Genomic DNA, 20939 nt, shown 5'->3' with positions numbered 1-20939 from the left:
TATGACGATTTCAGCAGGCGCGGGAACGCCGACTATCAGGCAGTTGCATAAGTTTGGTGGCAGCAGCCTGGCCGATGCGCGTTGCTATCAGCGCGTTGCCAGCATTATGGCGGATTACAGCCAGCCGGGCGACCTGATGGTGGTCTCTGCGGCAGGTTCAACCACCAACCAGCTGATTAGCTGGCTGAAGCTGAGCCAGAGCGATCGCCTCTCTGCGCACCAGGTGCAACAGGCCTTGCGTCGCTACCAGAGCGAACTGATCGGTGCGCTGCTGCCTGCTGAGATCGCCGAACCTTTAATTACTGCGTTTATTCGCGATCTGGAAAAGCTGGCCGCCCTGCTGGATGCGCCGATTACCGATGCGGTTTATGCCGAAGTGGTCGGGCACGGTGAAGTCTGGTCAGCACGCCTGATGTCAGCGGTCCTGAGCCAGCGTGATCTGCAGGCCTGCTGGCTGGATGCGCGTGAGTTTCTGCGTGCTGAACGTGCTGCTCAACCGCAGGTGGATGAAGGTAAATCCTGGCCGCTGCTGCAGACTTTGCTGGCACAGCATCCACACAAGCGCATCGTGGTCACCGGCTTTATCAGCCGCAACGATGCCGGTGAAACCGTCCTGCTTGGCCGCAACGGCTCCGACTATTCCGCTACGCAGATCGGCGCGCTGGCGGGTGTCGGGCGTGTGACGATCTGGAGCGATGTGGCGGGCGTTTATAGCGCCGATCCCCGCAAAGTCTCTGATGCCTGTCTGCTGCCGCTGTTAAGGCTGGATGAGGCCAGTGAGCTGGCGCGTCTGGCGGCACCGGTGCTGCATACCCGTACGCTGCAGCCGGTTTCCGGCAGTGATATCGATTTGCAATTGCGCTGCAGTTATCAGCCGGAGCAGGGCTCAACCCGAATTGAACGCGTGCTGGCCTCCGGCACAGGCGCGCGCATCGTCACCAGCCATGATGATGTTTGCCTGATTGAGATTCAGCTGCCAGAGCAGCATGACTTCGCTATCCTGCACAAAGAGATCGACCTGCTGCTGAAGCGCGCGCAGCTGCGTCCGCTGGCGTTTGGCGTCCATCCTGACCGTCAACTGCTGCAGCTCTGTTATACCTCCGAAGTGGTTAACAGCGCCTTTACGCTGCTACAGGATGCCGGTTTACCGGGCCATCTCCAGCTGCGCGACGGGCTTGCGCTGGTGGCGCTGGTTGGCGCAGGTGTTACCCGCAATCCGCTGCATACCCATCGCTTCTGGCAGCAGTTAAAGGATCAGCCGGTTGAGTTCATCTGGCAGTCAGAAGAGCACATCAGCGTGGTCGCGGTGCTGCGCGTCGGCCCGACACAGCATCTGGTTCAGGGACTCCATCAGTCGCTGTTCCGCGCAGAAAAGCGCATCGGCCTGATGCTATTTGGCAAAGGGAATATCGGTTCACGCTGGCTGGAGCTGTTTGCCCGCGATCAGGAAACGCTGTCAGCGCGGACCGGCTTTGAATTTGTGCTGGCGGGTGTCGCGGATAGCCGTCGCAGCCTGCTGAGCTATGAAGGGCTGGATGCCAGTCGGGCACTTGCCTTCTTTGATGATGAAGCGGTGGAACGTGATGAAGAGTCGCTGTTCCTGTGGATGTGTGCGCATCCGTTTGATGATCTTGTGGTGCTGGATGTCACAGCCAGCACACCGCTGGCACAGCAGTATCTCGACTTTGCCAGCCACGGCTTTCACGTGATCAGCGCCAATAAGGTCGCGGGTGCGTCAGACAGTCAGACCTGGCGGCAGATTCGTGATGCCTTTACCAAAACCGGGCGTCACTGGCTCTATAACGCCACCGTAGGCGCAGGTCTGCCGATCAATTACACGGTACGCGACCTGCGTGACAGCGGCGATACCATCCTGGCAATCAGCGGGATCTTCTCCGGTACGTTGTCCTGGCTGTTCCTGCAGTTTGATGGCACGGTGCCGTTTACCGAGCTGGTGGATCAGGCGTGGCAACAGGGCTTAACCGAGCCGGATCCGCGCGCCGATCTCTCGGGTCAGGATGTGATGCGTAAGCTGGTGATCCTGGCGCGTGAAGCAGGCTACAACATCGAGCCGGATCAGGTACGGGTGGAATCGCTGGTGCCAGACAACTGTCAGCAGGGCTCAGTAGACTACTTCTTTGAAAATGGTGAAGAGCTGAATGAGCAGATGCTGCAGCGTCTGGAAGCCGCGCAGGAGATGGACCTGGTGCTGCGTTACGTTGCCCGGTTTGATGCCAACGGTAAAGCACGTGTCGGTGTCGAAGCGGTGCGTCCGGAACATCCGCTGGCTTCGCTGCTGCCGTGCGACAACGTCTTTGCGATTGAAAGTCGCTGGTATCGCGACAATCCGCTGGTCATCCGCGGACCGGGTGCTGGCCGTGATGTTACCGCAGGTGCAATACAGTCAGATATTAATCGCCTCGCACAGTTGCTGTAATTTCTCTTTAACAGGCGCTTCGGCGCCTGTTTTCAATGCGTTATCTCTCCTCTGTTGAAACTTCTTCATGTTGATTGAAAATTGATCACGGCTGTTGATCATTTTTAAGTTGACGGCATCCGCAGATTACGTCATTTTGAACATCTGGACGTCTAAACGTGTAGATGTTCACAGGCCGATTGTTAATCGATGAGGGTGCAGGATGAGTTTCTTTCATGCCAATCAGCGCGAAGCGCTAAACCAGAGCCTGGCTGAGCTGAACGGGCAAATTAATGTTTCATTTGAGTTCTTCCCGCCGCGCACCAGCGAAATGGAAGAGACCCTCTGGACCTCCATCGATCGCCTGAGCAGCCTGAAACCGAAATTCGTTTCTGTTACCTACGGCGCGAACTCAGGGGAACGCGACCGCACCCACAGCATTATCAAAGGCATTAAAGATAGAACCGGGCTGGAGGCTGCACCCCATCTGACCTGTGTTGATGCCACGCGGGATGAACTGCGCACCATTGCTCAGGATTACTGGAACAATGGCATTCGCCATATTGTGGCGCTGCGCGGCGATCTGCCTCCCGGCAGCGGCAAGCCTGAGATGTACGGCAGCGATCTGGTGTCGCTGCTGAAAGAGGTCGGCGATTTTGATATTTCCGTCGCCGCCTATCCTGAAGTCCATCCCGAAGCGAAAAGCGCCCAGGCCGATCTGATTAACCTGAAGCGAAAAATTGATGCCGGCGCAAATCGCGCGATTACCCAGTTCTTCTTTGACGTTGAAAGCTATTTACGTTTTCGCGATCGCTGTGTTTCGACCGGCATTGATGTAGAAATTGTGCCGGGCATTCTGCCGGTCTCTAACTTTAAACAGCTCCAGCGCTTTGCCACGCTGACCAATGTGCGTGTGCCGGGCTGGATGAATGCGATGTTTACCGGTCTGGATGATGATCCGGAAACGCGCAAAATGGTGGGCGCCAATATCGCGATGGACATGGTAAAAATCCTGTCACGCGAAGGGGTGAAAGATTTCCATTTTTACACGCTAAACCGTGCCGAAATGAGTTACGCCATCTGTCACACGTTAGGTGTGCGTCCTGCCGCTGCGGCTTAACCCTCTTGTTTCAGCCAATAAAAAAGTCGGGAACGTCCCGACTTTTTCGTTTTCTGGCGGGCAGCGCTGACCGTTGTCAGCGCCTGACCACGATTAACCGGTATTGCGCATACCTGCCGCCACACCTGCAATCGTTACCATCAGCGCCTGCTCTACGCGGGCATCCGGCTCATCACCACGGGCTTCCTGCGCACGTGAACGATGCAGCAGTTCTGCCTGGAGTACGTTGAGCGGATCGGTATAGACGTTACGCAGCGCAATCGACTCGGCAATCCACGGCTGGTCAGCCATCAGGTGTGAGTCATTGGCGATGGTCAGTACCGCTTTGATATCCGCAGCAAGCTGTTCGCGCAGCTGTTTGCCCAGCGGCCAGAGTGATTTATCGACCAGACGCTGATCGTAATATTCCGCCAGCCACAGGTCGGCTTTCGAGAAGACCATCTCCAGCATCCCCAGACGGGTGGAGAAGAATGGCCAGTCGCGGCACATCGCTTCCAGCTGATCCTGATGACCGGCTGCCATCGCCTGCTGCAATGCAGCACCGGCACCCAGCCAGGCAGGCAGCATCAGACGGTTCTGCGTCCAGGCGAAAATCCATGGAATCGCACGCAGCGACTCTACGCCACCGGTAGGCCGGCGTTTGGCCGGACGTGATCCCAGCGGTAATTTACCCAGCTCCTGCTCCGGCGTAGCCGAACGGAAATAAGGTACGAAGTCAGCGTTTTCACGCACATAACCACGATACATCGCACAGGAGTCAGCTGAGAGCTGATCCATAATGTCGCGCCATTCGCGTTTTGGCTCTGGCGGCGGCATCAGGTTTGCTTCCAGAATTGCGCCGGTGTAGAGCGACAGGCTGGCTATGGTCACGGCCGGTAAGCCATATTTAAAGCGGATCATCTCACCCTGTTCAGTCACACGCAGACCGCCGCGCAGGCTGCCTGGCGGTTGTGACAGCAGTGCGGCATGGGCGGGCGCGCCGCCACGACCAATGCTGCCGCCGCGTCCGTGGAACAGCGTCAGTGAAATACCGGCCTTCTCGCAGGTTTTAATCAGGGCATCCTGTGCCTGATACTGCGCCCAGCTGGCGGCCATGACACCGGCATCTTTCGCCGAGTCAGAATAGCCAATCATCACCATCTGTTTGCCCTGAATAAAGCCGCGATACCAGTCGATGCTCAGCAGCTGGCTCATCACGTCGTTCGCGTTATTCAGGTCATCAAGCGTTTCAAACAGCGGTGCAACCGGCATGGCATAACCGATGCCCGCTTCTTTCAGCAGCAGATGCACGGCCAGCACGTCGGAAGGGGTTTTCGCCATCGAAATAACATAGGCGGCGATAGAACCCTGCGGGGCTTCCGCCGCGACACGACACGTCTCCAGCACTTCACGCGTCTCATCGCTGGGTTCCCAGGTACGAGGCAGCAGCGGGCGCTTGGAATTCAGTTCACGGATCAGGAACGCCTGCTTGTCTGCTTCAGACCAGCTTTCATAATCGCCGAGGCCCAGATAACGGGTCACTTCAGCAATCGCCTCTTTGTGACGGGTGCTCTCCTGGCGCAGATCGATACGCACCAGCGGCACGCCGAAGCATTTCACACGGCGCAGCGTATCGAGCAACTGACCGTTAGCGATAATGCCCATGCCGCACTGTTGCAGTGACTGATAGATGGCAAACAGCGGGTCCCACAGTTGATCGTTGGAGACCAGCAGATCGGCCGGACGCGGCAGGCGTTCGCCTTTCAGGCGGCGTTCCAGGAACGACTGGGTCGTCATCAGCTGACTGCGCAGACGTTTCAGGATCACACGGTAAGGTTCCAGCGCTTCCGGATCGCCGCTGAGTTCGCGGATCTCTTCACTACACTCGGACATCGACAGCTCGGAGATCAGCACGCCGATATCGCGCAGGAACAGGTCAGTGGCTTTCCAGCGGCTCAGCTGCATCACATGGCGGGTAATCGATGCCGTGACGTTCGGGTTACCGTCGCGGTCGCCACCCATCCACGAAGTGAACTGAACCGGCACGAAATCGACCGGTAGCCTGATGCCAAACGCCTCTTCGACCTGTTCGTTCAGCTCACGCAGGAAAGCAGGAACGCCTTCCCACAGGCTGTTTTCTACGACGGCAAAGCCCCATTTGGCTTCGTCGACTGGGGTCGGACGATATTTACGGATCTCATCGGTGTGCCACGCCTGCGCCACCAGCTGGCGCAAACGGCGCATAATCTGGTTACGTTCGTAGTCGGAGACATCGCTGTGATCAAGCTGCTTCAGACAGCTGTTAACTTCAACCAGCTTGTGAATCAGTGTACGACGGGTGATTTCGGTCGGGTGCGCAGTCAGCACCAGCTCCAGAGATAGTGATTCAATGGCCGCAAGGATGTCGCTTTCGCTGATATCTTTCTGCTGTTTCAGGGTATCAAAGGTCTTTTTCAGCAGTTCAGGATGATTCTCACCCTCACCACTTTGCGAAATGGTCTGATACTGCTCAGCCACGTTAGTGAGGTTCAGAAACTGGCTGAAAGCGCGTGCAACCGGCAGAAGCTCCTCGTTGGAGAGGTTCTGCAGCGTATTGAGCAGTTCTTTACGATGAGTGTCATTTCCTGCACGGGATGACTTGGAGAGCTTACGGATGGTTTCAACCTGGTCGAGGATGTTCTCTCCCAGTGCATCCTTAATCGTATCCCCGAGCAGTTTGCCGAGCATACTGACATTACTTCGCATTGCGGAATATTGTTCGTTCATTGGACCCTGACACCCTTATCGTCTTGAAAAACTCATACACCCGACCTTTCAGGCAGCAGAAAAATCAGCAACATTGTGTCCCCGATAATCTACAGGGAACCGGCTCCGTTGCCGCCTGTCCACATTCTGAAACGTTCTGGATAATCACCCGGTGGGCATAACATCGTCTTTTATCTAGCCACGTAATGCTGCGTTCGTCAAATGCGTTAAAGTGCACTGAAGATGTGGCTAACTAACGGAAATTCTTAGAATTTATAGAGAAAGAAGCGGGATAAGTTATTCTTATTGTTAAATCCCGCAGATTGCGGGGGCATTTTACTGTTAATACAGTGAAATGCCCCATTTGCTGTCAATCAGTGACAAAAATGCTGCACAACCTGACTGATTAGCGCCCGTGTCGGCTTAATAAATGCTGTATCAATAAATTCGTCGGGCTGATGCGCCTGATTGATTGAGCCCGGGCCCAGGACCAGTGTTGGGCAGAGTGTTTGAATAAACGGCGCCTCGGTACAGTAATTCACCACCTCGGTTGGCGTACCCAGTAATTTCTCAACCACACTCACCAGTTCATGATTTACCGGACACTCATAGCCCGGAATCGGCGGATGCAGTTCGGCCACGGTGACCCGGCCCGGCCAGCGTGCACTCACCGGTGCCAGCGCCTCGTTCAGTAATCCATCCAGATCGCTCAGCGACAGGCCTGGCAGCGGACGAATATCCATATGCAGTTCACAGCAGGCGCAGATACGGTTCGCGGCGTCTCCGCCATGAATATGGCCGAAATTCATGGTCGGATAAGGGATAGCGAAGCCGTCATGGTGATAACGCTCCTGCAGCGTCGTGCGCAGTTGCATCAGATGAGTGATTGACTCATGCATCAGTTCAATGGCGTTGACACCGCGTGCCGGATCGCTGGAATGGCCCGATTTCCCCTCAATACGAATCACATTCGACAGATGGCCTTTGTGCGCGCGCACTGGTTTAAGCGAAGTCGGTTCACCGATGATGGCACAGTCGGGACGCAGCTGCGTCGATTCAGAGAAATATTTGGCGCCAGCCATGGTGGTCTCTTCATCGGCCGTGGCGAGGATATAGAGCGGTTTGCTCAGCGTGCTGACATCCACATCGCGCAGCGTGTCGAGAATAAAGGCGAAGAAGCCTTTCATGTCTGCTGTGCCCAGGCCGTAGAGCTTATTGTCGTGCTCAGTCAGGGTAAAGGGATCACGCGTCCAGCGGCCATCATCAAAGGGAACGGTATCCGTATGACCGGCTAACAGCAGGCCGCCCGCACCGGTGCCGGTTCGCGCCAGCATATTAAATTTATTGCGGGTGCCGGGCACCGGCTGCACTTCAACGCTGAAGCCAAGGTCGCGGAACCAGCCGGCCAGCAAATTGATTAAAGTTTCATTACTCTGATCCAGTGCGGCATCGGTTGCGCTGATCGACGGTGTGGCGATTAACTGGCGGTACAGTTCAATAAAAGGCGGTAATTTTGTCTTCACTGTTGGCGGTCCTTGGGTTAGGATGTATCCATATTCATGCAGTAATAGTGAATAAAAATACATTAACGTCCTCTGCAAGGGAACCATAAATCACTGCAGATGACAGGGTGGGTAACGGGGCAAGGCCGCGACCCGGAACGTGCGACTGTAAAAAGGGTTACAGCCTGATGTTGAATACGCTGATCGTTGGTGCCAGTGGTTATGCCGGTGTAGAGCTTGCCACCTTCCTGAATCGCCATCCACATATCAACATAACCGCTTTGGCGGTTTCTGCGCAAAGCCCTGATGCTGGCAAGCGCCTCTCTGACTTGCATCCACAGCTAAAAGGCGTAGTGGATTTGCCGCTACAGCCGCTAAGCAGCGCAGCTGAGTGGGCAGATAAAGTGGATGTGGTGTTCCTGGCGACTGCGCATGAAGTCAGCCACGATCTGGCGCCGGAATTCCTTAAGGCCGGTTGTGTCGTGTTCGACCTGTCAGGCGCGTTCCGCGTTAATGACGCTGATTTTTATACCCGTTTCTATGGCTTTACCCATCAGCATGGTGACTGGCTGGACAAAGCGGTGTACGGCCTGGCGGAATATCAGCATGAGAAAATTCAGCAGGCGCAGCTGGTAGCGGTACCGGGTTGCTACCCGACCGCTGCGCAACTGGCACTGAAACCCCTGGTGGATGCCGGACTGTTAAACGATGCGCAGTGGCCAGTCATTAACGCCACCAGCGGCGTGAGCGGTGCCGGACGTAAAGCCAATGTCGGCACCAGTTTCTGCGAAGTAAGCCTGCAGCCTTATGGCCTGTTTAACCATCGTCACCATCCGGAAATTGTTGCGCACCTCGGTACACCCGTGATCTTTACGCCGCATCTGGGCAGTTTCCCGCGCGGTATTCTGGCAACGATTACCTGCCGTCTGAAAGCGGGTGTCAGCCGCGAAGATATCGCCGCTGTTTTCCATCGCGCCTATGACAATAAGCCACTGGTGCGGCTCTATGATAAGGGCGTGCCGGCGCTGAAAGCCGTTGTGGGCCTGCCTTACTGTGATATCGGTTTTGAAGTACAGGGCGAACATCTGATTGTCGTCGCCGCCGAAGATAATCTGCTGAAAGGCGCGGCATCGCAGGCGGTACAGTGCCTGAACATCCGGTTCGGCTTCCCTGAAACGCAGTCACTGATTTAACGGACAACTAAACCATGACCAATCCATTGATTATTAAGCTGGGCGGTGTGCTGTTAGACAGCGAAGAAGCGCTGGCCCGTTTGTTTGAAGCGCTGCTGAAATATCGCAGCGCCCATCAGCGTCCGCTGCTCATTGTCCACGGCGGCGGTTGCCTGGTCGATGAACTGATGAAAAAGCTGGCGCTGCCAGTTATGAAGAAAAATGGCCTGCGCGTCACCCCGGCCGATCAGATCGACATCATTACTGGTGCGCTGGCGGGAACCGCAAACAAAACGTTGCTGGCCTGGGCAAAAAAATCGGGCATCAACGCGGTCGGCCTCTGCCTGGGCGATGCGGGCATTGTGAATGTTGCTCCGTTTGATGAAGAACTTGGCCATGTTGGCCACGCAACGCCGGGTAATCCGGCCTTGCTGAACACGCTGCTGGCGGCGGGTTACATGCCGGTGGTGAGCTCAATTGGTATTACTGACAGCGGCGACCTGATGAACGTCAACGCTGACCAGGCGGCAACCGCTCTGGCCTCGACGCTGGGTGCCGATCTGGTTCTGTTGTCCGATGTCAGTGGTATTCTCGACGGCAAAGGTCAGCGCATCGAAGAGATGACCGCCGACAAAGCTGAGCAGCTGATTTCCCAGGGCATTATTACCGATGGCATGATTGTTAAAGTCCACGCGGCACTTGATGCGGCGCGTACACTGGGTCGCCCGGTCGATATTGCCAGCTGGCGTCATGCTGAGCGGCTGACTGATCTTTTTAACGGCGTGTCGATTGGCACCCGGATTCTCGCTTAACGACTCTGATTCAAGGATTACGAAATGCAAACGCAAAACATCAAAAAAATCGTTCTGGCTTACTCCGGTGGTCTTGATACTTCGGCTATCATTCCATGGCTGAAAGAGAACTACGGCGGCTGTGAAGTGGTCGCATTTGTAGCGGATATTGGTCAGGAGCGCGGCGATCTGGAAGGTGTGGAGAAGAAAGCACTGCAGTCTGGCGCCTCTGAATGTCATGTGGTTGACCTGCGTGAAGAGTTCATCAGCGACTACGTTTATCCGGTACTGCAGACCGGCGCGTTGTATGAAGGGACCTATCTGCTGGGCACCTCTATGGCGCGTCCTATCATCGCAAAAGCGCAGGTTGAGCTGGCACTGAAAGTAGGCGCGGATGCGCTTTGTCATGGTGCAACCGGTAAAGGCAATGACCAGGTGCGTTTCGAAACCACCTACACCGCGCTGGCACCACAGCTGAAAGTCGTGGCACCGTGGCGTGAATGGAACCTGCGTTCACGTGAAGCACTGCTGGACTATCTGAAAGAGCGCAACATCCCGACCACCGCATCGCTGGAAAAAATCTACAGCCGCGACGAAAACGCCTGGCATATCTCCACCGAAGGCGGCGTGCTGGAAAGCCCGGCCAATGCACCAAATAAAGATTGCTGGGTCTGGACTGTCGATCCGCTGGAAGCGCCTGACCAGCCTGAAGACGTGACTGTAACCGTTGAGAAAGGTCGTGTTGTGGCGGTTAACGGCGAAAAACTGAGTCCGTTCCAGTGTCTGGAAAAACTGAACGTGCTGGGCGCAAAACATGGCGTCGGCCGTATCGATATCGTTGAAAACCGTCTGGTAGGCATTAAATCCCGCGGCTGCTACGAAACCCCTGGCGGCACCATCATGGTGAATGCGCTGCGTGCGGTTGAGCAACTGGTGCTGGATCGCGATAGCTTCAAATGGCGTGAGCAGCTGGGCCACGAGATGTCTTACGTCGTTTATGATGGCCGCTGGTTCGCCCCGCTGCGTAAGTCGATTCAGGCTGCTGCCGAATCGCTGGCGGAAGAAGTTAACGGTGAAGTGGTGCTGCAGCTCTACAAAGGCCAGGCGACTGCCACTCAGAAGCGTTCTGCGAACAGCCTCTACTCGGAAGAGTTCGCTACCTTCGGTGAAGATGAAGTTTACGATCACCGTCACGCGGGCGGCTTTATCCGTCTGTTCTCGCTCTCTTCGCGTATCCGCGCCCTGAACGAGCAGAAGAAGTAATTTTTCAGGCGGGGTGCGCCTCGCCTCACAGTTTTGATTCAGGGGCGGCATTTATGCCGCCTCTTGTTTAACGATTCAGAGGAGTTTTCACATGGCACTTTGGGGTGGACGGTTTACTCAGGCAGCGGATCAACGTTTTAAACAGTTCAATGACTCGCTGCGCTTCGATTACCGCCTGGCAGAGCAGGACATCATTGGCTCTGTTGCCTGGTCCAAAGCGCTGGTGACGGTCAATGTGCTGACTCAGGATGAGCAGCAGCAACTTGAAGCGGCCCTGAATTCGCTATTGAATGAAGTGCGTGAAAATCCTGAACAGATTCTGCAGAGCGATGCCGAAGATATTCACAGCTGGGTTGAAGGCAAGCTGATCGACAAAGTCGGCTCGCTGGGCAAAAAGCTGCACACCGGCCGTAGCCGCAACGATCAGGTCGCGACCGATCTGAAACTGTGGTGCAAGGTACAGATCGAAGCCCTGCTGGGCGCCACACGTGAGCTGCAGCAGGCGTTAGTGGTTACCGCTGAAGCCAATCAGGATGCAGTGATGCCAGGCTACACCCACTTGCAGCGTGCGCAGCCGGTGACGTTTGCGCACTGGTGCCTGGCCTACGTTGAAATGCTGGCGCGTGACGAGAGCCGTCTGCAGGATACCCTGAAGCGTCTTGATGTCAGCCCGCTGGGCTGTGGCGCACTGGCCGGTACTGCTTACGAGATTGATCGTCAGCAGCTGGCAGGCTGGCTGGGCTTCGCTTCCGCCACGCGCAACAGTCTGGATACCGTATCAGACCGCGATCACGTGCTGGAACTGCTCTCTGACGCGGCCATTGGCATGGTGCATCTGTCGCGCTTTGCAGAAGATATGATTTTCTTCAACACCGGCGAAGCAGGCTTTATTGAGCTGTCAGATAAAGTGACCTCAGGCTCATCGCTGATGCCGCAGAAGAAAAATCCGGATGCGCTGGAGCTGATTCGCGGCAAATGTGGTCGTGTGCAGGGTGCACTGACCGGCATGATGATGACGCTAAAAGGTCTGCCGCTGGCCTACAACAAAGATATGCAGGAAGACAAAGAGGGGCTGTTTGACGCGCTGGATACCTGGCTCGACTGTCTGCATATGTCAGTGCTGGTGCTGGATGGCCTGCAGGTTAAACGTCCGCGTTGCCAGGAAGCGGCTGAACAGGGCTACGCAAACTCCACTGAGCTGGCCGACTATCTGGTCGCCAAAGGCGTGCCGTTTCGTGAAGCACACCATATCGTTGGCGAAGTCGTCGTGGCGGCTATCGGGCAGGGCGTAGCACTTGAAGCGCTGTCGCTGGCACAACTTCAGCAGTTCAGCGCGGTGATTGGCGAGGATGTCTATCCGATTCTGGCGCTGCAATCGTGTCTGGATAAGCGTAATGCGCAGGGCGGTGTTTCTCCGCAGCAGGTTGCCCGCGCTATCGGTGACGCTAAACAGCGTCTGGCGTGATCAGCAGGTAAAAAAAAGCGGGCACATTAAAATGCCCGCCAACCTCTAGCTTCAGAACTACTATTTTTTATAGGCACATCATCAAAGCGCCCGCTCTCCCGGCCGACGCTCAGACTCTCTTACGCTGACAGCAAGTATTGACGCAGATCCTCGCTGCCGCCAACATGACGACCGCCCATGAAGACCTGCAGTACCGTCGCCCGGCCTGAAACGGCTCCTGAACTGACGGTTGTCGAATCCTGTCCCATCACAATTTTCGTACTCAATGACATGCTCACTCAGCCTCTGTATGGCCTGCGCACAGAAACCGCAGCTGGCTTTATAGAGATGAAGACAGACTCCTGAGCTTTTTGTTGCGCGCATTATTCCCAACCACCCTTGATAGGGCCAATCGTTCATTGCTATTCTATCTATCGCCACGGGCTATCGTGGTTTGGAGGGTAATAATGAATATTCGTGATCTTGAATATCTGGTTTCGCTTGCTGAACACCGTCATTTCCGCCGTGCGGCGGATGCATGTCATGTTAGTCAGCCCACGTTAAGCGGGCAGATCCGTAAGCTGGAAGATGAGCTGGGTGTGATGCTGCTGGAGCGCACCAGCCGTAAAGTGCTGTTCACGCAGGCAGGTTTACTGCTGGTGGATCAGGCGCGTACGGTGCTGCGTGAAGTGAAAGTGCTGAAAGAGATGGCCAGTCAGCAAGGGGAAGCGATGTCAGGTCCGCTGCATATCGGCCTCATCCCGACCACCGCGCCGTATTTACTGCCACAGATTATCCCGACGCTGCACCAGACATTCCCGAAACTGGAGATGTATCTGCACGAAGCGCAGACGCAACAGCTGCTGTCACAGCTCGACAGTGGCAAGCTCGACTGTGCGATTGTTGCGCTGGTCAAAGAGAGTCAGGCCTTTATCGAAGTGCCGCTGTTTGATGAGCCAATGAAGCTGGCTGTCTATGCCGATCATCCGTGGTGCGATCGCGATCGTGTGCCAATGTCCGATCTGGCCGGCGAGAAATTGCTGATGCTGGAAGATGGACACTGTCTGCGTGACCAGGCGATGGGATTCTGTTTCGAGGCGGGTGCCGATGAAGATACCCATTTCCGGGCGACCAGTCTTGAGACACTGCGCAATATGGTGGCGGCAGGCAGTGGCATTACGCTGTTACCGGCGCTGGCCGTCCCACCAGAGCGTATTCGCGACGGTGTCTGCTATCTCACCTGCTACAAACCGGTGCCGCAGCGCACGATCGCGCTGGTCTATCGTCCGGGTTCACCTCTGCGCAGCCGTTATGAACAGCTGGCAGAGGCGATTAAAACCCACATGACACACTATTTCGACGCTGCGTTAAAACAGGCGGTTTAAGCCGTTTAACGCCGCAACGCGATAGGCTTCGGCCATCGTCGGATAGTTAAAGGTGGTATTCACGAAGTACTCAATCGTGTTACCACCATTTTTTTGCTCCATGATCGCCTGACCGATGTGAATGATCTCAGCGGCACGCTCGCCAAAGCAGTGAATCCCCAGAATCTCTTTGGTTTCCCGATGGAACAGAATCTTCAGGCTGCCGACGTTCATGCCCACAATCTGCGCGCGTGCCAGATGTTTGAACTGCGCGCGGCCCACTTCGTAAGGCACCTTCATTGCCGTCAGCTGCTGCTCGGTTTTACCCACGGAGCTGATTTCAGGAATGGTGTAGATACCGGTTGGGATATCTTCAATCAGGTGTGCTGACGCTTCCCCTTTGATAATCGCCTGTGCGGCAATACGGCCCTGATCGTAGGCGGCTGAGGCCAGGCTTGGATAGCCAATCACGTCACCGACGGCATAAATGTGCGGCTGCGCTGTCTGATACATACTGTTCACTTTCAGCAGGCCACGCCCATCGGCTTCCAGACCGACGTTTTCCAGCGACAGTGAATCGGTGTTACCGGTGCGGCCGTTGGCATACAGCAGGCAATCCGCTTTCACTTTCTTGCCCGACTTCAGATGCATGATGACGCCATCTTCCACGCCTTCGATCTTCTCAAACTCTTCATTGTGACGAATCACTACGCCGCTATTCCAGAAGTGGTATGAGAGAGAATCCGACATCTCCTGATCGAGAAACGCCAGCAGGCGATCGCGGGTATTAATCAGGTCAACTTTGACGTTGAGACCACGGAAAATCGACGCATATTCACAGCCAATGACGCCAGCGCCGTAAATAATGACGTGACCCGGTTCGTGGTGCAGATTAAGGATAGAGTCGGAGTCGTAGACGCGGGGATGCGTAAAGTCGACATTATCAGGATGGTAAGGCCGTGAACCACAGGCGATAACAAACTTCTCTGCCGTCAGCGTCTCACGCGTGCCATCAGGTTGTTCAATCTCAATCGTATTGGCATCAACAAAATGGGCATCGCCCTGATAAAGCTCACAGCGGTTACGCTCGTAGAAGCCCTGACGCATGGCTGTCTGCTGGCTGATCACGCTTTCAGTGTGATTAAGAATGTCGGCGAAAGAGGAGCGAAGCAGTCGGGTATGATCGCTGTAGAGCGGGTTTTGGTTGAATTCGATAATGCGACTGACGGCGTGGCGAAGGGCTTTGGAAGGGATGGTTCCCCAGTGTGTACAGCCGCCGCCGATGTTGTGGTAGCGTTCGACCACGGCGATGCGCGCTCCCTGTTTTACCAGCCCCATCGCCGCCCCTTCACCGCCGGGCCCTGAGCCAATCACAATGGCATCGTAATCGTAAGACTTTTGCATACCGATACGTCCTATTATTTATACATTTTTACAACGAGATTCTAACATCTCGTCGCGCACTTCTGAATTCTATCAGCGATTTTCATCACATTTTGACAAAGTGTGAGGTTCACAGGCAGTGACAAAGAATGCCAATCTGTACGCTGAAAATTTTGCTATAGTGCCCGCTCAACACCGCTAAAGGCAGAGAGAATGGGCGTCAGAGCGCAACAAAAAGAACGTACACGACGTACACTGATTGAAGCAGCGTTCAGTCAGCTCAGCGCCGAACGCAGTTTTGCCAGTTTGAGTTTGCGGGAAGTTGCCCGTGAAGCGGGGATTGCACCCACCTCCTTTTATCGTCATTTCAAGGATGTTGATGAGCTTGGACTGACAATGGTGGATGAAAGTGGGCTGATGCTGCGACAGCTGATGCGTCAGGCACGGCAGCGTATCGCCAAAGGCGGCAGCATCATTAAAACGTCGGTGTCGACCTTTATGGAGTTCATCGGCAACAACCCCAACGCTTTCCGCCTGTTACTGCGTGAACGTTCCGGCACCTCTGCTGCTTTCCGTGCCGCCGTGGCGCGTGAAATTCAGCACTTTATCGCTGAACTGGCTGACTATCTTGAGGTCGAAAATCGCATGCCGCGCAGTTTTACCGAAGCGCAGGCTGAAGCGATGGTGACCATTGTCTTTAGCGCCGGTGCAGAAGCACTGGATGTTGATGCTGAGCAGCGACGTAAGCTTGAGGATCGGCTGGTGTTACAGCTGCGGATGATCGCCAAAGGCGCTTATTACTGGTACCGCCGTGAGCAGGAACGACTGGCGGTCACCCTGGAAAAACCCGAAGAGCAATGAGTAAGGATCAGTTCATGACCCACCCAGGTACCCGCGATAAAAGCACTCTGGCACTGGCTTTTATTACCGGTTTAGCGATTAACGGTTCGTTTTCTGTGCTGTTCAGCGCCTTTGTTCCCTTTTCGATTTTTCCGCTGATTGCGCTGGGTCTGGCGGCCTGGTGTCTGCATCAGCGGTATCTCAACACCAACATGCCGGACGGCATGCCAGGCCTGGCGGCGGCGTTTTTCCTGCTGGGGATTCTGGTTTATAGCGCGCTGGTGCGGGCAGAATACCCGGACATTGGCTCAAATTTCGTTCCCACCGTTCTGATGGTCGCGCTGGTGTTCTGGATTGCGACGCGGTTTAAGCGCAAGCGTAATCAGTAGGGATATCGGCAGGGAAGAAAAACGGGAACCTCAGGGTTCCCGTTTTTGTTTACGCTTTACGCGTCAGCAGCACACCGCATTCCATGTGGTGGGTGTAGGGGAACTGATCAAACAGCGCCAGCCGCGTCACGTCGTGCGTTTCTGACAACGTCTGCAGATTGTCGCTCAGGGTTTGTGGGTTGCAGGAGATATAAAGGATGCGCGGATACGCCTGCACCATTTTCACCGTCTCTTCATCCAGGCCGCTACGTGGCGGATCGACAAAAATCGTCTCGCATTCGTAGCTGGTCAGATCAATCCCTTCCAGACGATTAAAGCTGCGTACGCCATTCATCGCCTGAGTAAACTCTTCCGCCGCCATGCGAATGATCTGCACGTTATCAATCTGGTTCACGGCAATGTTGTATTGCGCCGACGCAACAGAGGGCTTGGCGATTTCCGTTGCCAGAACGCGGCGGAAATTGCGCGCCAGCGCCAGCGAGAAGTTGCCGTTACCGCAGTAAAGCTCCAGCAGGTCACCCTGTGAATCCTGCGTCACATCCAGCGCCCACTCCAGCATCTGAATATTCATTGCCGCGTTAGGCTGGGTAAAACTGTTCTCGACCTGACGATAGATAATCTCGCGACCCGCAACCGGCAGACACTCATCGACATAGTCGCGATCCAGACAGATTTTGGTTTTGGTCGCACGGCCAATTAACTGTACATCCAGACCTTCCGCACGCAGTTGATCACGCAGCGCGGCGGCGGCCTGCTGCCACTCATCATCCAGCTTGCGATGATAGAGCAGTGAAATCACAATCTGATTGCTCATGGTTGACAGATAGTCGATCTGGAACAGCTTGTAACGCAGGGTGCGGTTATCACGGATCGCGGCGATCATCTTTGGCATCAGCTGATTGATCAGCTGGCTGGCTGCCGGGAACTGATCGACCCGGATCCGCTCGCGCGTCTGCTTATCAAAGATGATGTGATAGATATCATCACCGTCGTGCCACAGGCGGAATTCGGCGCGCATCCGATAGTGGCTGACCGGCGAACGGAACACCTCCACGTCGGGCGCAGCAAACGGCGTCATCATCGTCTCTAAACGACTGACTTTTTCCGCCAGCTGTGCGTCATAGTCTTCAATGGGGAGATGTTCGGGTGTCATGAGTAATCCTGATTAATAGCTTACCAGCGGGCGATTGTAGGCATTCACTTGCTGATGTCCAGTCCCACAGCGATAAGATATTTGGCAGTCTGGACTTCCGTATCTCCACTCCGTAGACTGCAGACGCCGGCCTCAAGCCCGAGTTAATAGGGAATCCAGTGTGAATCTGGAGCTGACGCGCAGCGGTAAGGAATGTCGTGATGAGTGCAATTGCAGACACTGTCCTCCGGGATGGGAAGTCATCATCATTTATGGTTCCCAGCCCGAAGACCTGCCGGTGTAACGTCGCTACTCGTACAATCATCGCGTTCTATTGATTGTCGGCCTGCGGCATCCTGCTTCGTCTTATGGATGCGATTAAAATGACAAAAAAAACTGCATCGCTGTTCGCTCTGAGCGCAACGGCGATTTCTCTCTGGGCGCAAAACGGTTTTGCGCAGGGGAATGATGATACGCAAATCGTCACTGCCAACCGTTTTGCCGAACCTGTTTCCGGGGTACTGGCGCCGACAACCGTCGTCACGCGTGATGAGATTGATCGCTGGCAGGCCAAAAGTCTGACAGATGTGATGCGCCGTCTGCCGGGTGTCGATGTCGCGCAAAGCGGCGGATTAGGGCAGCAGAGTTCGCTATTTATTCGGGGCACTGAGTCCAGACATGTGCTGATCCTGATTGATGGTATCCGGCTTAATCAGGCGGGTATTACCGGTTCGTCGGACCTTAGCCAGATCCCCCTGTCGCTGGTGCAGCGCATCGAATATATTCGCGGCGCACGTTCTGCGGTTTACGGTTCTGATGCCATTGGCGGCGTGGTGAATATTATTACGGGCCGATCGCAACCAGGCACGACGCTGACGGCGGGCATGGGGTCCAACGGCTATCAATCGTATGACGGCTCAACTCAGCAGAGGCTGGGCGACGCGACAAAGCTTACCCTGGCAGGCAACTACACTTACACCAAAGGGTATGACGTGGTGGCGGGCTATCCCAATGACTATGGCCCGGCGCAGCATGATCGCGACGGCTTCATGAGCAAAACCCTCTATGGCAACCTTGAGCATCAGTTCAGCGATGAACTCAGTGGTTTTGTGCGCGGCTATGGCTTTGATAACCGCACTGCCTATGACGGGTCTTACACGTATGATGACAGCTTCACTCATATCATCGGCCTGGCGGATACCCGTCAGCTCTACAGCCAGACCTGGGACACCGGGTTACGCTTCAACCGCGACGTCTACTCCACCCAGCTTATTGCCAGTTATGGCCATACCAAAGACATTAACTACGATCCGCGCAATGGCCGCTATGGCGCTGCATCCACCTTTGATGATGTCACTCAGTACAATCTGCAGTGGGGCAATACCGTGCAGGTGGGACAGGGCGCCGTCAGTGCGGGTGTGGACTGGCAGAAAGAGACAACGGAACCGGGCACGAACTATTTATCAGATGGCTATGAACAGCGTAATACCGGCCTCTACGTGACCGGGCAACAACAGTTTGGCAGCGTCACTCTTGAGGGTGCGGTACGTGGTGACGACAACAATCAGTTCGGCTGGCATAACACCTGGCAGACGGCGGCGTCATGGGAGTTTATTTCCGGGTACCGCGCGTTCGCTTCGTATGGTACTGCTTTCAAAGCGCCTAATCTGTCGCAGGTATACAGCCCATTTTATGGCAACCGCGACCTCGATCCTGAAAAAAGTAAGCAGTGGGAAGGCGGCTTTGAGGGGCTGACCGGGCCGGTGAACTGGCGCGTGTCGGGCTATCGCAACGACATTGATGACCTGATTGAAGGCGATCCGCAGACCTTCCGCTACTACAACATTGAGAAGGCACGTATTAAAGGTGTTGAAGCCACCGCTGGATTCGATACCGGGCCGCTGACGCATCAGCTCTCATATGATTATGTCGATGCGCGGGATGGCAGCACCGATCAGCCGCTCGTTCGCCGGGCTAAGCAGCAGGTAAAGTATCAGCTTGACTGGACACTGCATGAGTTTGACTGGTCCGTGACTTATCACTATCTGGGCGACCGTTATGATACCGACTTCAACAGCACGCCCAGCCGTCGTGTGAAGTTAGGTGGTGTCAGCCTGTGGGATCTCGCCGTCTCATATCCTGTCACTTCACAACTCACGGTTCGTGGTAGAATTGCCAACCTGTTCGATAAAGATTACGAGACAGTGTATGGCTATCAGACTCCAGGACGAGAGTATTACCTCAGCGGCAGCTACAACTTCTGATTTGCGTCCCACCGTGCTGGTGTTTGATTCCGGCGTCGGTGGGCTTTCTGTCTATGATGAGGTCCGTCAGCTGTTGCCGGATCTTCATTATCTCTACGCCTTCGATAACGCTGGATTCCCTTACGGCGAGAAAAGCGAAACCTTCATCGTGGAACGGGTGGTCGCTATCGTTGAGGCCATTACACAGCGTTATCCTCTCTCATTAGTCATCATCGCCTGCAATACGGCCAGCACGGTTTCATTGCCTGCTTTACGTGAACGCTTTGCGTTTCCTGTCGTGGGTGTGGTTCCGGCGATTAAACCTGCCGCGCGCCTGACGCGAAATGGTGTGGTCGGGTTGCTGGCGACGCGGGCTACAGTGCGCCGTCCTTATACCCACGAGCTGGTGGCGCAATTCGCCGGTTCCTGCAACATCGAAATGCTGGGATCGGCGGAGCTGGTGGAACTGGCTGAAGCTAAGCTACACGGTGCCGAGGTTGCACTGGATGAGGTGCGCCGTATTGTTCAGCCGTGGCTGCGGATGGCTGAACCACCGGACACGGTTGTTTTAGGCTGTACGCACTTCCCTTTACTGCGCGAAGAGCTACAGAAGGTGTTACCTGAAGGGACGCGTCTGATTGATTCCGGTGCGGCAATTGCCCGACGAACAGCCTGGCTACTGGAACATGAAGCGCCAGAAGTAAATTCGTCGCAACAGAACGTCGCATTCTGCACGGAGCTGGATGGTGAAGCGGTACAATTATCACCCGTTTTACAGCGTTATGGCTTCCCGTTGCTTGAAAAACTGGCGCTTTAGCGGCTTTTCGCTGAAAAAAGAAGCACTCGAAATTTTATTTGAAATTAGCACTTGTCAGCCTCCGAGAACTCCCTATAATGCGCCTCCACTGACACGGCACAACGGCTTACGAAGCGCCGGGTTGAGTAGGTTCGAAATCATACGAACCAGTGAGTTAAGCGAAAATAAATGCTTGACTGACCATGCGGAAAGCGTAATATACGCAGCCCGCGCCGCAGTAAATCGCGGCATGCTCTTTAACAATTTATCAGACAATCTGTGTGGGCACTCGCAGGATTGATATCAGCGTCTCAGGACGCAACAAAAATATCAAAGCCTCACGAGTGAACACATAATGAA

The 20939-nt window shown here is 55.1% G+C and carries 15 protein-coding genes, 1 pseudogene and 1 riboswitch; of the genes and pseudogenes, 11 read left to right on the top strand and 5 right to left on the bottom strand.

Features of this window, described 5'->3' with window-relative positions; all coding sequences use genetic code 11:
* The first annotated feature begins 1 nt into the window (after position 1).
* On the top strand, positions 2-2437 hold the full coding sequence (locus P2R09_RS14315) for a bifunctional aspartate kinase/homoserine dehydrogenase II (protein ID WP_275770768.1): 2436 nt from the start codon (positions 2-4) through the stop codon (positions 2435-2437).
* 202 nt (positions 2438-2639) lie between these two features.
* A complete protein-coding gene (gene metF / locus P2R09_RS14310) occupies positions 2640-3536 on the top strand; it encodes a methylenetetrahydrofolate reductase (protein WP_275770766.1) in 897 nt (298 codons plus the stop codon).
* 93 nt (positions 3537-3629) lie between these two features.
* On the opposite strand, the gene ppc is transcribed toward metF, so the two are convergent.
* The gene (gene ppc, locus P2R09_RS14305; RefSeq protein ID WP_275770765.1) at positions 3630-6281 is read right to left on the bottom strand and encodes a phosphoenolpyruvate carboxylase; all 2652 of its coding nucleotides are present in this window, start codon (positions 6279-6281) and stop codon (positions 3630-3632) included.
* Between the two features lie 353 nt (positions 6282-6634).
* Positions 6635-7783: an acetylornithine deacetylase gene (argE, locus tag P2R09_RS14300; RefSeq protein ID WP_003851216.1), complete on the bottom strand. Its 1149-nt coding sequence runs from the start codon at positions 7781-7783 to the stop codon at positions 6635-6637.
* A gap of 167 nt (positions 7784-7950) precedes the next feature.
* Between argE and argC the strand changes: the two genes are divergently transcribed.
* From argC to argH, 4 genes are all read left to right on the top strand, one after another.
* Positions 7951-8955 (top strand): N-acetyl-gamma-glutamyl-phosphate reductase, encoded by a 1005-nt coding sequence (gene argC / locus P2R09_RS14295; protein WP_008926933.1) that lies wholly within the window; start codon positions 7951-7953, stop codon positions 8953-8955.
* A 14-nt stretch (positions 8956-8969) separates the two neighbouring features.
* Complete coding sequence (gene argB, locus P2R09_RS14290) at positions 8970-9746, top strand: acetylglutamate kinase (protein ID WP_078805310.1); 777 nt, start codon at positions 8970-8972, stop codon at positions 9744-9746.
* 24 nt (positions 9747-9770) lie between these two features.
* Positions 9771-10988, top strand: a complete 1218-nt coding sequence (locus P2R09_RS14285; RefSeq protein ID WP_003851209.1) for an argininosuccinate synthase — start codon at positions 9771-9773, stop codon at positions 10986-10988.
* Positions 10989-11079: 91 nt separating this feature from the next.
* A complete protein-coding gene (gene argH, locus P2R09_RS14280; RefSeq protein ID WP_003851207.1) occupies positions 11080-12453 on the top strand; it encodes an argininosuccinate lyase in 1374 nt (457 codons plus the stop codon).
* A 119-nt stretch (positions 12454-12572) separates the two neighbouring features.
* Here argH and P2R09_RS14275 read toward each other — a convergent pair.
* Positions 12573-12765, bottom strand: a pseudogene (locus P2R09_RS14275) (glutaredoxin domain-containing protein); the annotation flags it as partial.
* 134 nt (positions 12766-12899) lie between these two features.
* Here P2R09_RS14275 and oxyR point away from each other — a divergent pair.
* The gene (oxyR, locus tag P2R09_RS14270) at positions 12900-13817 is read left to right on the top strand and encodes a DNA-binding transcriptional regulator OxyR (protein WP_275770764.1); all 918 of its coding nucleotides are present in this window, start codon (positions 12900-12902) and stop codon (positions 13815-13817) included.
* Here oxyR and sthA read toward each other — a convergent pair.
* On the bottom strand, positions 13800-15200 hold the full coding sequence (gene sthA, locus P2R09_RS14265; RefSeq protein ID WP_003851201.1) for a Si-specific NAD(P)(+) transhydrogenase: 1401 nt from the start codon (positions 15198-15200) through the stop codon (positions 13800-13802). The two genes, oxyR and sthA, sit on opposite strands and share 18 nt — an antisense overlap.
* 192 nt (positions 15201-15392) lie before the next feature.
* On the opposite strand from sthA, the gene fabR reads away from it, so the two are divergent.
* Both fabR and P2R09_RS14255 read left to right on the top strand, forming a co-directional pair.
* Positions 15393-16040: an HTH-type transcriptional repressor FabR gene (gene fabR, locus P2R09_RS14260; protein WP_003851200.1), complete on the top strand. Its 648-nt coding sequence runs from the start codon at positions 15393-15395 to the stop codon at positions 16038-16040.
* Positions 16041-16054: 14 nt separating this feature from the next.
* Positions 16055-16408 (top strand): YijD family membrane protein, encoded by a 354-nt coding sequence (locus tag P2R09_RS14255; RefSeq protein ID WP_003851197.1) that lies wholly within the window; start codon positions 16055-16057, stop codon positions 16406-16408.
* Between the two features lie 49 nt (positions 16409-16457).
* On the opposite strand, the gene trmA is transcribed toward P2R09_RS14255, so the two are convergent.
* On the bottom strand, positions 16458-17561 hold the full coding sequence (gene trmA, locus P2R09_RS14250) for a tRNA (uridine(54)-C5)-methyltransferase TrmA (RefSeq protein ID WP_275770763.1): 1104 nt from the start codon (positions 17559-17561) through the stop codon (positions 16458-16460).
* A gap of 110 nt (positions 17562-17671) precedes the next feature.
* Positions 17672-17855, top strand: a riboswitch (cobalamin riboswitch).
* 68 nt (positions 17856-17923) lie between these two features.
* Here trmA and btuB point away from each other — a divergent pair.
* Entirely contained in the window at positions 17924-19804 is a 1881-nt protein-coding gene (gene btuB / locus P2R09_RS14245) for a TonB-dependent vitamin B12 receptor BtuB (protein ID WP_275770762.1), read from the top strand.
* The gene (gene murI, locus P2R09_RS14240) at positions 19749-20600 is read left to right on the top strand and encodes a glutamate racemase (protein ID WP_275770760.1); all 852 of its coding nucleotides are present in this window, start codon (positions 19749-19751) and stop codon (positions 20598-20600) included. The genes btuB and murI overlap by 56 nt, the downstream gene beginning before the upstream one ends.
* Positions 20601-20939 lie beyond the last annotated feature (339 nt).

Origin of the sequence: Pantoea sp. Cr_R13 (assembly GCF_029222565.1) — a bacterium.
Taxonomy (GTDB): Bacteria; Pseudomonadota; Gammaproteobacteria; order Enterobacterales; family Enterobacteriaceae; genus Pantoea; species Pantoea eucalypti.
The sequence above is the reverse complement of the archived record's forward strand: the minus strand, read 5'-3'. Positions and strand labels throughout refer to the sequence as shown.